Source organism: Caulobacter sp. GW822-FHT07D08, assembly GCF_058798735.1.
Window position 1 is genome coordinate 223,573 of the sequence record NZ_JBXAKU010000001.1, and the last position, 12,557, is coordinate 236,129.

Here is a 12,557-nt window from a genome sequence, read left to right on the forward strand (position 1 = left end):
ATGGACATATTGCTCGCAACATGCAGCAATTTGGTCATCGCGCCTCGATACTGGGCGCTATGGCGATCCTGGCGCCGAAACGCGCCAAGACGGATCGAGAAAACGCGCCGAGCGGTTAGGCTCGGTCTGAACGGAGGAAGCCGGATGGTTCGATTTGCGTCCGCGATGGCCATGGCCGCGCTGCTCATGGGCGCGAGCGTCGCGCGCGCGGCGACGCCGGCGGGGCCTGACGCCGTCGGGCCGGGCTATGAGTACTATATGATCGGCGACGTGAACGCGCCCACGCCGGGAAAGACCGGGCCGCTGTTGGGATTGTTCGGCGGCGGCGACTGGCCGGTCGACGCCTTCCGGACCTTCGTCAAGCAGTCTGGCGGCGGCCATATCGTCGTGTTGCGCGCCCGCGGGGGCCGCGAGTTGCAGGACGAGATTTATAACGACGTCGGCGGCGTGGTCTCGGTCGAGACCCTGGTGATCCACGACGAAGACGCTGGCGAAGATCCCAAGCTGCTGGCCATTATCGCGCGCGCCGACGGCATCTTCTTCGGCGGCGGCGATCAGAGCAACTATGTGCGCGCCTGGAAGGGCACGGCGCTGAACAAGGCGCTGGACGCCCACGTCAAGGCCGGCAAGCCGATCGGCGGCACCAGCGCGGGGCTGGCGGTGTTGGGCGGCTATGTCTATGGCTGCCTGGACTCGATCAGCCTGACCTCGCCGGAGGCGCTGAAGAACCCGACCGGGGCCAGCGTCACGCTGGTGCGCGACTTCCTGCACCTGCCGTATCTCTCCAAGGTCGTCACCGACACCCACTTCGACAAGCGCGATCGCCAAGGGCGTCTGGTGACCTTCGTCGGGCGGCTGATCCAGGAAGAGAACGACACGACGATCACCGGCCTGGGCGTCGACGAGGCCGGCGCGATGCTGGTCGACGGAGACGGGGTCGGTCGTTACTACGGCCCCGGTCACGCTTGGCTGGTGCGTCCGCTGAAGAAACCCGCCACCATCATCGCCGGACAGCCGCTGACCTATGCGTCGTTCCCGATTGTCGGGCTGGGACCCAACAGCACGCTCGACTTCAAGACATTCGAGGTCACCAAGCCGGACTTCACCATCACCGCTCGCGTCGACAAGGGAACGCTTGTCCGCAGTGACCGATAAGATCCGACCGAACGCCAGACCGAGATCAAGATGACGCTTCAGACTCTTCGCCGTTTCGCCTGTTTCGCTCTCTGCGGCCTCGCCCTCTCCGCGTCGGCGCTGGCCGCTCCCGCGGTGGCGGCCGACAACGCGCCCAGATGGTCGCTGGCCGTGCACGGCGGCGCGGGCGTGCTGGAGCGCGGGGAACTGACGCCCGAGAAGGACAAGGCCTTCCGCGCCGGACTGGACGCCGCGCTCGAGGCGGGCGCCAAGGTCCTGAGGGCGGGCGGCTCCAGCCTCGACGCCGTCGAGGCCGCCGTGCGGGTGCTGGAAGACAATCCTCTGTTCAACGCCGGCAAGGGCGCGGTCTTCACCGCCGAAGGGCGCAATGAACTGGACGCGGCGATCATGGACGGCGCCACCTTGAAGGCCGGGGCGGTCGCCGGCGTGACGCGCACGCGCAACCCCATCAGCCTGGCCCGCGCGGTCATGGAGAAGTCGCCGCACGTCCTGCTGGCCCGCGAGGGCGCGGATCAGTTCTCCAAGGAGAAGGGCCTGGAGCAGGCGCCTCCCGAGTACTTCTATACCGAGGAGCGCTGGAAGCAGCTGCTGGCCTGGCGCAAGGATCACCAGGCCATGCTGGATCCCACCCACCTGTTCGGCACGGTCGGCGCGGTCGCCCTGGACCAGGCCGGCCACGTCGCCGCCGCCACCTCGACCGGCGGCATGACCGGCAAGCGCTGGGGCCGGATCGGCGACAGCCCGATCATCGGCGCGGGGACCTACGCGCGTGACGGGGTCTGCGCGGTGTCGGCCACGGGCTCGGGCGAATATTTCATTCGGGAAAGCGCCGCGCGTCAGGTCTGCGACCGGCTGGCCTGGAAGGGTGAAACCGTCCAGCAGGCCGCGGACGGGACCATGGCCTCGATCACCAAGATCGGCGGCGACGGCGGCCTGATCGCCATTGACGGCCAGGGCCGGGCGGCGTTCGGCATGAACGATCTGGGCATGTATCGTGGGGCGATCTCCGCGGCGGCGCCGACGCCGCGCACGGCGATCTACGCCGACGAGCCTTCGCCGCGCTGATGCGAACGCCAACAGGGGGACGGGCGTGACCAAATCGGATGACAAGGGCCTGAGCGACGTCGACCGGCGCCTTCTGGCCATGTTGCGGGCGGATTCGCGCCAGCCGGTGACCAAGCTGGCCAGTGACCTGGGCCTGTCGCGCGCCAACGTCTACGCCCGCCTCAGCCGCTTGGAGGAGGAGGGGATCATCGGCGGCTACACGGTGCGGCTCGGCGATTCCTACGACCGGCGCCTGATCCGCGCTCAGGTGATGATCAAGGCCCTGCTCAAGCACGCCAAGGCCATCGAGGAGGCTCTGGCCGCCATACCGGAGCTTTCGGCGCTACATGCGATCAGCGGCGAATACGACCTGATCGCGGTGGTCGAGGCCGAGACCGTGGGCGAACTGAACGCGCTGATCGACCGCATCGGGGAAATCGAGGGAATCGAACGGACGACCTCGTCGATCCTGCTGGCGACGAAGGTCCTGCGCTGACGCGTATCGGCGACGATTTCTCTCGCCGAACCCCGGCAAGTCGTCCGTTTCCTGGGGTCTCGCCAGCATAACCTCTCCACCAAGCCTCAGTGGAGAGAGACCTTGAGCCTCGAGCAGATCCATACCGGACCAGGCTTCCTCGGCGCGGCCGCCGACGCCGGAGACGCCGCCGCCCATCGCGCGCACGTCATGCTGCGGCTGGCGCGGCGCGACATGGACGCGGTGGAGCGACTCTTGGCGGAGGTCGCCGGACTGACCGCCCTGCACCAGATCACCGGCGAGTACGACCTCGTCGCGATCGTCGAGGCCGCCCATGCCGAGGCGCTGGACGACCTGATCGACAGGATCAGCGGGCTGAGCGGCGTTCGCGCGGCCATGGCCTCGCGTCTTCTGCCGGCGCTCCGGTCATCCAACGCCCGATCGTTCGCCGCCTAACCGGCCGTCGCGCCGCCCTTCATGCGCCTGTGTCACTTCACAACGCGCCAAAACGAGAGCCTGCCGTGGACTTTCCCTATCCCAGCCTGATGTTTCTGGCCGACGTCGATCGCGTCAGCGCCAAGACCGCCCTGGGCGTCGCCTACTGGCGGCCCGACGCCTGCGTCGCCCAGCTTCGGCTCGAAGGCTGCGAGGTGGACCTCGGCCTGCCCGACATGAGCCCTAGCGCGGCCAAGGCGGCCGGCGCGCGCTCGTTGCTGATCGGCGTGGCCAATGCCGGCGGCTATATTCCCCCGCGCTGGGAAGCCGTGCTGATCGAGGCGCTGGAGGCCGGATTGGACCTGATCTCCGGGCTTCATACCCGCCTGGCCAGCCTGCCGCGCGTTCGGGAGGCGGCCGAGCGGCTGGGGCGGCGCCTGCTGGAAGCGCGCGAGCCCGATCCACGCTTCAATGTGGTCGGCGAAGGCGTCAAACGCGGCGGCCAGCGCTTGCTCACGGTCGGCACGGACTGCGCCGTGGGCAAGATGTACGCGGCCCTGGCCATCGCCAAGGAACTGAAGGCGCGCGGCGCGAGCGCCGATTTCCGCGCCACGGGCCAGACCGGCATCTTCATCGCCGGATCCGGCGCGCCGATCGACGCCATCGTCTCGGACTTCGTGGCCGGCGCGGCCGAGGTCCTCAGCCCGGCGGCGAGCGAGGATCATTGGGATATCGTCGAGGGGCAGGGATCGCTGTTCCACCCGGCCTATGCGGGGGTCTCTCTGGGACTGCTCCATGGCAGCCAGCCGGACGCCCTGGTGGTCTGCCACGACGCCACGCGCACGGCGATCGACGGTCTGGAGGCCTTCCCCACGCCCAGCCTCGCCGAGGCGATCGAGCTGAACCTGCGGCTCGCCCGGCTGACCAATCCGGCCGTCCGCGTCGCGGGCGTCTGCATCAATACCTCGCGCCTGTCGCCCGAGGCCGCCGCGGCGTATCTGAGCGAAGCGGCCGCCGAGTTGGGCGTTCCCTGCTGCGACCCTGTGCGGACGGGCGTGGCGTTGATCGTCGACGCGCTCCTGGCGGGATCGGTTCGCCGGGGCGCGGCCTGATGCGCCTGACCGCGAGGTCGCGGGTTCACGCGCTGATCGAGCCCTTTGTCATCGCGCGGAAGACCTACACCGAGGCGCTGGTTGTCGAGGTCGAGATCGAGGCGGACGGCGTGATCGGGCGCGGCGAGGCGGCGGGGGTCGACTATCGCGGCGATACGCCCGACCGGATGCTGATCCAGTTGCGGGAGCTGGCGGAAGGATTGGAGGCCGGCGAACGCCTGGACCGTGACGTCCTGACCCGGCGCCTGCCGCCCGGAGGCGCCCGCAACGCGGTCGACTGCGCGCTGTGGGATCTGGAGGCCAAGCAATCGGGCGTGTCGGCCGCCGCGCGCGCGGGCCTGGCGCCGCCGCGCGCCATCGAGACCTTCGTCACGCTGGGCATGGACTCGCCCGCGGCCATGGGGGCCAAGGCCGCGCGCTGGGCCGAGCGCTATCCGGCGCTGAAGGTCAAGCTGGGCGACGCCGACGACATGGCGCGGCTGGAGGCGATCCGCGCCGCCGCGCCGCGGGCTCGCCTGATCGCCGACGCCAATCAGGGCTGGACGCTGGCGCAGCTCAACGATCGCGCGCCGCGCATGGCGCGTCTGGGCGTGGAACTGCTGGAACAGCCGCTCCCGGTCGGACGTGACGACGAGCTTCTCGACTATCGCGGCGCCGTGCCCCTGTGCGCCGACGAGTCGTTCGACGATCGAGCCGACCTCGACCGCATCGTGGGCCGCTACGCGTTCTGCAATATCAAGCTGGACAAGGCGGGCGGGCTGACCGAGGCGCTGGCCGTCGCGACAGCGGCGCGCGAACGCGGCCTGCGGCTCATGGTCGGCTGCATGGAGGGCAGCTCGCTGGGCGTCGCTCCGGCGCTGCTGCTGGCGCAAGGCTGCGAGATCGTCGACCTGGATTGCCCGATGCAACTGGTCCGCGATATCGCTGGCGGCTTCGGCTACCAGGACGGCTGGCTCAGGCCCAATGGGCCGGAGCTTTGGGGCTAGGGCTCAGGTCTCGAGATCCTCGGCCGTCGCCAGCAGCGCCGTCAGGTCAAGGCTGGCTTCGCCCTTCAGCTTCTTGGTGACCGGCAGGGTCACGTAGTCGAACGAGACGTTCAGGGTGTCGAGCATGTGCTCCATGATAGTCTGATAGTGCTCGATGCCGAAGGCGGCGACCGTGATCAGATAGTCGACCCCGCCCAGCACGGCCTGGCAGCTGATGACATTGGGCAGGCCGGCGATCCCGGCCTCGAAGACCTTGGCCTTGGCGTACGAATAGTCGGTCAGCTTGATCTGCACGACGAAGGTCGAGAGCTTGGCCAGGCGGCCCAGATCGACCTCGGCGTGGTAGCCGCGGATGATCTTGGACTTCTCCAGCCTTTTCATGCGCTCCCAGCAGCGCGACGCCGACAGCCCGACCAGCTCGCCCATCGCGGCCTTGGTGACTCGCCCCTGGCGTTGCAGCAGCGCCAGGATCTTGATGTCGATCCGGTCCAGGTCCTTGCGCTGATCGTTCATGAGCCGTCCTTGATGATCGTCGTTCCAGGCTTAGCGCAACGGCGGCGGTAAAGGTAAGCGCCAGCGCCGGGGGGCGGGAGAGCTCCTCGCGTCCCGGGTGGCGGAAACGACGGAAACCTTCGCTGGCGCACGCTAGACTCGCGCAGGCAACAGAGCATGGGCGCATGAGATTTCACCTGTTCGGTTCGGCCCTGGGTCTGGGGATCGCGTGTCTGCTGGCGTCGAGCGCCCTGGCCTCGACGCTGATCGTCCACGCCAGGGTGATCGATGGGTCTGGAGAGCCGGCTCGCGACGCCAGCGTCCGGATCGACAAGGACCGCATCGTCGCCGTCGGGCAGCTTAAGCCCGCGCCGGGAGAGGCTGTCGTCGACGCCAAGGGCCTGACCCTGGCGCCCGGCTTCATCGACGCCCACAGCCATCACGATCGGCTGGCGGACAAGACGCCGGACATGGCGATGCTGACCGCCCAGGGCGTCACCACCATCGTGGTCGGGCAGGACGGTGAGTCCGCCCTGCCGCTGAAGGCCTATTTCGAGCAGCTGGCGCGCTCGCCCCTGGCCGTCAATGTCGCCTCATACACCGGTCACGGCAGCTTGCGCGCCCGCGTCATGGGCCAGGACTACAAGCGTCCGGCCACCTCGGCCGAGATCGCGAGCATGAGCGCCGACCTGGCCGAGGACCTGCGCGCGGGCTCGTTGGGCCTGTCCACCGGGCTGGAATACGACCCGGGGATCTACGGAACGCCGGAAGAGGTGGTGGCCCTGGCCAAGACGGCGGCGGCCGGCGGCGGACGCTATATCAGCCATATGCGCAGCGAGGACGTGAAGCTGGACGCGGCGATCGACGAGATCATCGCCATCGGCCGCGAGGCCAAGCTGCCCGTTCAGATCTCGCACCTGAAGATCGGCATCGTCGACCGCTGGGGCGACGCGCCCGCGATTCTCGCCAAGCTGGACGCCGCCCGCGCCCAGGGCGTGAACATCACCGCCGACGTCTATCCCTACGGCTACTGGCAGAGCAATCTGTCGGTGCTGCTGCCGGAGCGGAACTTCGAGGACCGGGCCGCCGCGCGGTTCGCCCTGACCAAGCTGACCACGCCCGAGGGCCTGCGGATCGCCGTGTTCGCGCCGGATCCCTCCCTTGTCGGCAAGTCGATCGCCCAGATCGCGGCTGAGCGCCACGCGGATCCCATCGAGACCTATCTGGCGCTGACGCGGCAGTCGGAGGCCTATCGCGCCGCCCATCCGGAGGTCGAGCGCGTGGACGCCGTGATCGGCTCGGCCATGGCCGAGCCCGACATCGCCGCCTTCATCGCCTGGAAGCACTCGGTGATCTGCTCCGATGGCATGACGCACGGCCTGCATCCCCGGGGCTTCGGGGCCTTCGCCAAGATCCTGCGTGTCTATGTCCGGGAGAAGCATCTGCTGACCCTGGAGCAGGCCGTGCACAAGATGTCGGCTCAGACCGCCGCCCAGCTCGGCCTGGCCGACCGAGGGACGATCGCGCCAGGTCTTCAGGCCGACCTGGTGCTGTTCGATCCCGCGCGGATCACGGACCGTTCGGATCTGGACCACCCCAACGCCGTGGCGACCGGCGTCCGCACGGTCTGGGTCAACGGCGTCGTCGTGCTCGACAAGGGGGTTCCGACCTCGGCGCGGCCCGGGCAGGTGGTGCGCCGGGCCGGCTGGCGACCGGGCGGCTAGGCCGCCTCTGTCATCTTGAAAATGCCCTGGGCGTTGCCGCTGTCGAACCTCAGGTCCAGCCGCTCGACGCCATCCTCGTCGACGAAGCGGTCGCGGCTGATGAACTCGTGGAACGAGCCGGGGACGGTCCGGGCTTCCTCGCCGGCGTCGGTGACGAACGTGCGCGTGACCGGCTGGGCCTTGAAGGCGGTCTGGCGCACGCGGCCCGAGCCTGAGATCTCGACGGCGTCCTTGATCGGACGACCCAAAGCCTTCTGGGCGTCGGACACGGCGTCGACGTCGGGAACGCGGTCGGTGGCGTGGTTGAAGGCCTGGCCCTCGGTGGCGATCCAGGCGGCCTCGGCCGATTCCGCCTTCAGCGCCTCGTAGTGCTCCAGGCGCAGCGGGCCGTGGGTGCGGGCGAAGGCGGCGATCACCTCCGGCAGGGCCGCGCGCGCCTGATCCAGATCACAGACGCCCTCGGCGGCGAAGGTCTCCAGGGCGGTCCTGGCCGCCTTGCCCAGAGCGTCGGCCGAGGAGTCGAACACCGCGTGGGCGATGACCTGGAAGGCGGGCGAGAAGCGCTGAACATGCAGTTCGCTGACGAAGAACTGCGGGATCGCCTCGGGCAGGTCGCGGTGGGCGTAGGCCCGGCCGGTCATCTTCAGACGGTCCAGCGGGTAGAGGTCGGCCACCCCATAGCCCAGCGGCTCGAGGATGCGGGCGAACGCCTGGTGACCGGCTGGCAGGGCGCCGGTCGGGCCGTCTCCGAAGTCGATCGTGCGCAGGGCGCCGTGGTCGAACAGGATCCGATGTCCCTCGGCCCGGCGCTCGGTCACATAGGTCGCGCCCAGGGGCACGCGGTTCATGACGTCGTGAAACAGCACCGCGTTCAGGGCCATGGCGAAGACCGCGCGCGAGACCGGTCCGTCAGTCTCCCCGGCCAGGGCGGGGGCGATCTCCAGGACGTCCAGGATCGCGGCGGCCGCCTTCTGGCCCAGGGCCGAGACGACGAGGGAGGAAAGGTGCGACATGGTTCGAGGGCCTCAGACGTCGAAGGTCACGCCCTGCGCCAGCGGCAGGGTGGTTCCATAGTTGATGGTGTTGGTGGCGCGGCGCATGTAGGCCTTCCAACTGTCGGAGCCGGCCTCGCGCCCGCCGCCGGTCTCCTTCTCGCCGCCGAACGCACCGCCGATCTCGGCGCCGGAGGGGCCGATATTGACGTTGGCGATGCCGCAGTCGCTGCCTTCGGTCGATACGAACAGCTCGGCCTCGCGGACGTTCAGGGTGAAGATCGACGACGACAGGCCCTGGGCCACGTCGTTCTGGGAAGCGATGGCGTCGGCCAGGTCGGCGTAGCGCATGACGTAGAGGATCGGCGCGAAGGTCTCATGCCGGACGATATCGGCCTGGTGGTCGATCTCGACCAGGGCGGGGGCGACGTAGAACGCGTCCGGTCCGGCGATCTCGACGCGGGCTCCCCCGGTCACCTTGCCGCCGGCCGCGCGAGCCTGCTCCAGGGCGTCCCGCATGGCGTCGAAAGCGGCCTTGTCGACCAGGGGGCCGACCAGCACGCCGCTCGTCCGCGGATCGCCGACGGGAACGGTGGGATAGGCGGCCTTCAGGCGGGGGACGAAGGCGTCATAGACGCTGTCATGCACGAACAGGCGACGCAGCGTGGTGCAGCGCTGGCCCGCCGTGCCCATGGCGGCGAAGGCCACGCCCCGCAGGGTCAGGTCCAGGTCGGCCGACGGCGCGACAATGGCGGCGTTGTTGCCGCCCAGCTCCAGCAGGGCGCGGGCGAAACGGGCGGCCAGGCGCGGGGCCACCTGCCGGCCCATGGCCGTCGAGCCGGTGGCCGAGACCAGCGGGATCCTGGGATGGTCGACCAGGGCCTCGCCCACCGCGCGGCCGCCGATCAGCAGCGTGGACAGGCCGTCAGGGGCGTCCGAGCCGAACTTGGCGCGGGCCTTCTCGAACAGGGCCTGGACGGCCAGGGCCGTCAGCGGGGTCTTTTCCGAGGGCTTCCAGACCACGGCGTCGCCGCAGACCAAGGCCAGGGCCGCGTTCCACGACCAGACCGCGACCGGGAAGTTGAAGGCGCTGATGACGCCGACCACGCCCAGCGGGTGCCAGGTCTCCATCATCCGGTGCGACGGGCGCTCGGTGGCGAGGGTCAGGCCGAACAGCTGACGCGACAGGCCCGTGGCGTAGTCGCAGATGTCGATCATCTCCTGCACCTCGCCCAGGCCCTCGGAGGTGACCTTGCCGGCCTCCAGGGTGACCAGGGCGGCCAGGTCGGCCTTGGCGGCGCGCAGTTCCTCGCCCAGCAGGCGGACCAGCTCGCCCCGACGCGGGCCGGGGATCTTGCGCCAGGCGAGATAGGCCTGGTGGGCCCTCTCGATCGCCAAGGCGGCTTCGTCGGCGGTGTGCTCGCGCAAGCGGGCCAGGACCTCGCCGGTGACCGGCGAACGGGCGGCCAGGGCGCCGCCGTCGAGAACGGCGGGGTCGACGCCCAGACGCGCCAGCAGGGCGCGCGCGTCGGCGATAGCGGAGGGCAGGGTGGTCATCGGGAGTCCTGGCAAGAGAGAGGGCGGAAGGGGGCGGGCGCCAGCCGGATGCTGGCCGATCCCCGCCCGAACACGGCCGCTACCGCGGCAGCGTAGTCCTGTATGGCGCGCGGCGTGAAGCGGTCGTAGGCGTCCTGCACGGCGCGGCCCAGGCCATGCTCGCCGCTGAAGCTGGCGGAAAAGCCGTCGACGGCCAGGGTCAGCACCGCCTCGCGCAGGGCCGCGCGGCGGATCGGATCGGCTGGTCCCACCAGGTTGAAGTGGATCCCGCCGTCGGCCACGTGGCCGAAGTCGCACAGCGCGTAGTCGGGAAAGTCGGCGGCCAGCATCGCCGTGGCCTCGGCCCGGAAACGCGCCAGGTCGCGGCGGCGGAAGCTGAGATCGAAGCCGATCACCGCGCCGCTGGCCCGCAGGCCTTCCGAAAGAGAATGGCGCAGCGCCCACATCTTCGGCGGCGGGCCGAACAGGGCGTCGGCCAGCGGGGCGTCGTCGCGTTCCAGCAACGGAACGGCGATCTGCTGGAGCGTCTCGTCCAGGCTGGGCTCGCCGTCGCGGGGCGACCACGAGCGGGTCAGCTCGACCAGCACCGCGTAGTCGGGGATCCCGCCAACGAACGGGTTGGCGAGAGACGGAACGTGGGCGATGGCGCGCTCCATCGCCGCCTGGGACATGCCCTCGAACGCGGTCAGCATCGTCCCGGCCTCGGCCTCGAAGGCGCACAGCAGCGGCGGCACCGCGTCCATATCGCGCGGAATCAGCAGGGCCGCGGCCGTCTGGCGCGGGCGGTGGTGGACCTCGACCGTGATCTTGGTGATCACCCCGAACGCCCCGCAGCCGCCGACGAACAGCTGGCGCAGCGCGATCGCGGCGTTGTCCTTGCGCAGGCCGTGCGACAGCGTCAGCACCGTGCCCGCCGCGTCGGGCAGCACGACTTCCAGACCCAGCACGTGGCGGCGCATGTCGCCATAGCGCAGGAACCGCGCGCCGCCGGTGTTGGTGGCCGCCATGCCGCCCAGGCTGGGATCCGCGCCCAGGTCGATGGGCAGGAACAGCCCGTACGGCTCCAGGGCCGCGTTGAGGGTCGACAGACGCACGCCGGCGCTCACCGTGGCCGTGCGATCGGCGGCGTCGATTGCGAGCGTGGTGGTCAGGCGATCGAGCGACACGACCAGCTGTTGGCCGCTGGCGTCCGGCGTCGATCCCTCGGCCAAGCCGGTATTGGCGCCTTGCGGCACGAAGGCCAGGCCCTCGCGCACGCAGTAGCCGATGACGGCCGAGACCTCGGCGGTGGTGGCCGGCCGCACGACCGCCGCCGCCAGGCCCTTGGCGTAACGGGCCGGCGTTTCGTAGGCGGCGGGATCCGACGCCAAGCCGGAGGGGCCGACGAGGGCTTCGAGCGCGGCCAGATGGCGAGAGCTCAGCACGTCAGGCGGCGAGGTCTTCGGCCTGGCTCGGGGCGTAGCGACGCCCGAAGCGATTGGCCAGGAAGTCGGCCAGGGCCACGTCCTCCTGGCGCACGAACCCGGCGGACGGCAGCTTGCCTTCGGCCAGCAGGTCCAGCACCGCGCAGATGCCCGCCGCCGTGGTGATCTGGATGGCGCTGCGGGGACGGCCGCCGATCTGGGCGCCGTAGATCTTCTGGGCGTAGGTCTCCTGCATCAGCCGGCCGCCGCGCAGGCCGCTGACGCTGGCGAAGACGATGACCACGTCCTGCAGGGTCGCGGGCAGGGCGTTCTCCAGGATGTCCTTGAGCACGTCGCGCCGCTCGCGCAGGCGCAGGTCGTGCAGCAGCGCCTTCATCAGGGCCGCGTGGCCCGGATAGCGGATCGTGCGGTACGACAGGTTGCGCACCTTGCCGTCCAGGGTCTCGCAAAGGCCGCCCAGCCCGCCCGAGGTGTTGAAGGCTTCGTACAGCACGCCGTCCAGGGCGAACTCCTCGAGGTCCTCCAGTGGCTGGGTCTCGCGGCGCACGCCGCCGACGATGGCCTCGCACGGCTCGCAATACTCGTTGATCAGGCCGTCCGTCGACCAGGTCAGATTGTAGTTGAGGGCGTTGGAGGGAAACTTCGGCAGGGCGCCCACGCCCATCCGCACGTCGTGTAGTTCGTCGAACCGCCGGGCCAGATCGTAGGCCGCGATGGTGATGAAGCCTGGCGCCAGGCCGCACTGCGGCGCGAAGGCGCTGCGGGCGTCCTTGGCCAAGGCCTTGACCGCGCGCGTGCTGGCCACGTCCTCGGTGAGATCCAGATAGTGGGCGCCGGCGGCTTTCGCCGCGCGGGCGATGGTGACGGTCAGGCTGAAGGGGGCGGCGCTCAGCACCGCGAACTTGCCGGCCAGCAGACGGTCGAGGGCCGCCTCGTCGGTGATGTCGACCCTGACCTTGTTCACCGCGGCGGTGGTTTCCAGGCGCTCCAACGCCTGGGCCGAGGCGTCGGCCACGGTCACGGCGTAGTCGCCGCACCCGGCCAGCATTTCGGCGATCATCGACCCGATCTTGCCGCCTCCAACAACCACGACCTCTTTCATGTGTCCCATTCTCCCCGCGACAGACGCGGACACATGATGCGAGGCGCATAAGCGATTCA

12 protein-coding genes are annotated in these 12,557 nt (G+C 69.9%); 7 read left to right on the forward strand and 5 right to left on the reverse strand.

Annotated elements, in window-relative coordinates; all coding sequences use genetic code 11:
• The first annotated feature begins 171 nt into the window (after positions 1-171).
• The 6 genes from AC1RJ9_RS01065 to AC1RJ9_RS01090 all read left to right on the forward strand — a co-directional run bounded on the left by AC1RJ9_RS01065 (position 172) and on the right by AC1RJ9_RS01090 (position 5,207).
• Positions 172-1,155, forward strand: a complete 984-nt coding sequence (locus tag AC1RJ9_RS01065; protein ID WP_492835530.1) for a cyanophycinase — start codon at positions 172-174, stop codon at positions 1,153-1,155.
• A gap of 30 nt (positions 1,156-1,185) precedes the next feature.
• Positions 1,186-2,220: an isoaspartyl peptidase/L-asparaginase family protein gene (locus AC1RJ9_RS01070; RefSeq protein WP_492835528.1), complete on the forward strand. Its 1,035-nt coding sequence runs from the start codon at positions 1,186-1,188 to the stop codon at positions 2,218-2,220.
• A gap of 25 nt (positions 2,221-2,245) precedes the next feature.
• Positions 2,246-2,695, forward strand: coding sequence for an Lrp/AsnC family transcriptional regulator (locus tag AC1RJ9_RS01075; RefSeq protein ID WP_492835526.1), 450 nt, complete (start codon positions 2,246-2,248; stop codon positions 2,693-2,695).
• A 102-nt stretch (positions 2,696-2,797) separates the two neighbouring features.
• On the forward strand, positions 2,798-3,130 hold the full coding sequence (locus AC1RJ9_RS01080; protein ID WP_492835524.1) for an Lrp/AsnC ligand binding domain-containing protein: 333 nt from the start codon (positions 2,798-2,800) through the stop codon (positions 3,128-3,130).
• 65 nt (positions 3,131-3,195) lie between these two features.
• Positions 3,196-4,221 carry an N-acetyltransferase DgcN family protein gene (locus AC1RJ9_RS01085; protein WP_492835521.1) on the forward strand — a complete coding sequence of 342 codons (1,026 nt, stop codon included), beginning with the start codon at positions 3,196-3,198 and terminating at the stop codon, positions 4,219-4,221.
• On the forward strand, positions 4,221-5,207 hold the full coding sequence (locus AC1RJ9_RS01090; RefSeq protein ID WP_492835519.1) for a dipeptide epimerase: 987 nt from the start codon (positions 4,221-4,223) through the stop codon (positions 5,205-5,207). The genes AC1RJ9_RS01085 and AC1RJ9_RS01090 overlap by 1 nt, the downstream gene beginning before the upstream one ends.
• A 3-nt stretch (positions 5,208-5,210) precedes the next feature.
• Here AC1RJ9_RS01090 and AC1RJ9_RS01095 read toward each other — a convergent pair whose 3' ends face one another.
• Positions 5,211-5,720 (reverse strand): Lrp/AsnC family transcriptional regulator, encoded by a 510-nt coding sequence (locus tag AC1RJ9_RS01095; protein WP_492835517.1) that lies wholly within the window; start codon positions 5,718-5,720, stop codon positions 5,211-5,213.
• 164 nt (positions 5,721-5,884) lie between these two features.
• Here AC1RJ9_RS01095 and AC1RJ9_RS01100 point away from each other — a divergent pair, with 164 nt between their 5' ends.
• Complete coding sequence (locus AC1RJ9_RS01100) at positions 5,885-7,423, forward strand: N-acyl-D-amino-acid deacylase family protein (RefSeq protein ID WP_492835515.1); 1,539 nt, start codon at positions 5,885-5,887, stop codon at positions 7,421-7,423.
• Here the strand turns inward: AC1RJ9_RS01100 and AC1RJ9_RS01105 are convergent.
• The 4 genes from AC1RJ9_RS01105 to AC1RJ9_RS01120 are packed head-to-tail and all read right to left on the reverse strand — an operon-like array spanning position 7,420 to position 12,498.
• The gene (locus AC1RJ9_RS01105) at positions 7,420-8,436 is read right to left on the reverse strand and encodes a 2-oxoadipate dioxygenase/decarboxylase family protein (RefSeq protein WP_492835513.1); all 1,017 of its coding nucleotides are present in this window, start codon (positions 8,434-8,436) and stop codon (positions 7,420-7,422) included. The genes AC1RJ9_RS01100 and AC1RJ9_RS01105 overlap by 4 nt on opposite strands.
• A gap of 12 nt (positions 8,437-8,448) precedes the next feature.
• The gene (amaB, locus tag AC1RJ9_RS01110; RefSeq protein ID WP_492835511.1) at positions 8,449-9,972 is read right to left on the reverse strand and encodes an L-piperidine-6-carboxylate dehydrogenase; all 1,524 of its coding nucleotides are present in this window, start codon (positions 9,970-9,972) and stop codon (positions 8,449-8,451) included.
• Positions 9,969-11,396 carry an FAD-binding oxidoreductase gene (locus tag AC1RJ9_RS01115; RefSeq protein WP_492835509.1) on the reverse strand — a complete coding sequence of 476 codons (1,428 nt, stop codon included), beginning with the start codon at positions 11,394-11,396 and terminating at the stop codon, positions 9,969-9,971. The genes amaB and AC1RJ9_RS01115 overlap by 4 nt, the downstream gene beginning before the upstream one ends.
• Before the next feature lies 1 nt (position 11,397).
• A complete protein-coding gene (locus AC1RJ9_RS01120; RefSeq protein ID WP_492835507.1) occupies positions 11,398-12,498 on the reverse strand; it encodes a saccharopine dehydrogenase family protein in 1,101 nt (366 codons plus the stop codon).
• Between the last annotated feature and the right edge of the window lie 59 nt (positions 12,499-12,557).

Excerpts from the sequence above, each read along its gene's own strand:
- AC1RJ9_RS01070 (WP_492835528.1), top strand. The coding sequence starts at position 1,186 with ATGACGCTTCAGACTCTTCGCCGTTTCGCCTGTTTCGCTCTCTGCGGC.
- AC1RJ9_RS01100 (WP_492835515.1), top strand. The coding sequence starts at position 5,885 with ATGAGATTTCACCTGTTCGGTTCGGCCCTGGGTCTGGGGATCGCGTGT.
- AC1RJ9_RS01090 (WP_492835519.1), top strand. The coding sequence starts at position 4,221 with ATGCGCCTGACCGCGAGGTCGCGGGTTCACGCGCTGATCGAGCCCTTT.
- AC1RJ9_RS01105 (WP_492835513.1), bottom strand. The coding sequence starts at position 8,436 with ATGTCGCACCTTTCCTCCCTCGTCGTCTCGGCCCTGGGCCAGAAGGCG.
- AC1RJ9_RS01120 (WP_492835507.1), bottom strand. The coding sequence starts at position 12,498 with ATGAAAGAGGTCGTGGTTGTTGGAGGCGGCAAGATCGGGTCGATGATC.
- AC1RJ9_RS01065 (WP_492835530.1), top strand. The coding sequence starts at position 172 with ATGGCCGCGCTGCTCATGGGCGCGAGCGTCGCGCGCGCGGCGACGCCG.
- amaB (WP_492835511.1), bottom strand. The coding sequence starts at position 9,972 with ATGACCACCCTGCCCTCCGCTATCGCCGACGCGCGCGCCCTGCTGGCG.
- AC1RJ9_RS01095 (WP_492835517.1), bottom strand. The coding sequence starts at position 5,720 with ATGAACGATCAGCGCAAGGACCTGGACCGGATCGACATCAAGATCCTG.